The organism is Acinetobacter sp. 228 (assembly GCF_048147885.1).
The window spans coordinates 1-1,023 of sequence record NZ_JAYWYV010000617.1; the positions used below are offsets into that span (position 1 = coordinate 1).

Consider the following 1,023-nt stretch of genomic DNA (forward strand, 5'->3'; position numbering starts at 1 on the left):
TCACAGGAATTCTCCTCATTGCTTGTGGCGTTTGATTTGCCACTAGTTTAATTGAATATAAAAATTTTTAAAAGTTTATACATCGGCGTTAGGCCATGTATAAACCACCATTTACATGTAATACCGTACCGGTAATGTAACCTGCTTTATCACTTGCAAGGAAACTCACCGCATTTGCGATATCTTGTGGCTCGCCTAAGCGATTTAAAGCCACTTGATCACTCATTTTTTTGCGAATGTCTTCACTAAGTGCATCTGTCATTTCTGTCGCAATAAAACCTGGCGCCACACTGTTTACAGTGATTTGGCGACTACCCATTTCTTTTGCAAGACTACGGCTAAATGCTTCAATACCTGCTTTAGCAGCAGAATAGTTTGCTTGGCCTGGGTTTGCAAAGTGAGCTACAACAGAACTGATATTAATAATGCGACCAAAACGTGCTTTCGTCATACCCTTAAGCACACGTTTAGATAAACGATAAACGGCTTTAAGGTGGATATTAAGGATGTCATCCCAATCATCTTCCGACATACGAAGCAACAAATTGTCTTTCGTAATACCTGCATTGTTAACGAGAACAAGTACAGGACCATAGTTCTGTTCAATATGAGACACGACTGCTTCAATCTCATCGAGATTACGCACATCGAGAGTCAAACCTGCACCTTGTTCACCAAAGCTATCAGTTAGCTTTTGTGCACCAGATTCAGAAGTCGCAGTACCTACGACAAAATAACCGTCTTGAATAAGTTGCTGGGCAATTGCAGCGCCAATGCCCCGACTCGCGCCCGTTACTAATGCAACTTTGCGTTCTTGTGTCATGCAATTTTTCCTTCTGCCACTAAAACAGCATTTAGGGCATCTTCCATTTTGCTCTTACTATCAATAGAAAAAGCTTTTTCAATATTTGGTAAACGCTTTGCGAGATTACTCAATACTGTACCTGGGCCACACTCAACAATGTACTGAATACCTTGGTCTTGTAGAGACTGCATGGTACGTGTCCACTGTACAGACTGGTA

1 protein-coding gene and 1 pseudogene are annotated in these 1,023 nt (G+C 41.3%); both read right to left on the reverse strand.

Annotation, left to right across the window (positions count from 1 at the left end; translation table 11 throughout):
- Nucleotides 1-88: 88 nt before the first annotated feature.
- On the reverse strand, nucleotides 89-823 hold the full coding sequence (gene fabG, locus VXQ92_RS21325) for a 3-oxoacyl-ACP reductase FabG (protein ID WP_002123741.1): 735 nt from the start codon (nucleotides 821-823) through the stop codon (nucleotides 89-91).
- Nucleotides 820-1,023: pseudogene (locus VXQ92_RS21330) on the reverse strand ([acyl-carrier-protein] S-malonyltransferase); the annotation flags it as partial. The gene fabG and the pseudogene VXQ92_RS21330, both read right to left, overlap by 4 nt.

What these genes read in the sequence shown, in the direction of transcription:
- fabG (WP_002123741.1), bottom strand. Translation starts at nt 823, where the DNA reads ATGACACAAGAACGCAAAGTTGCATTAGTAACGGGCGCGAGTCGGGGC.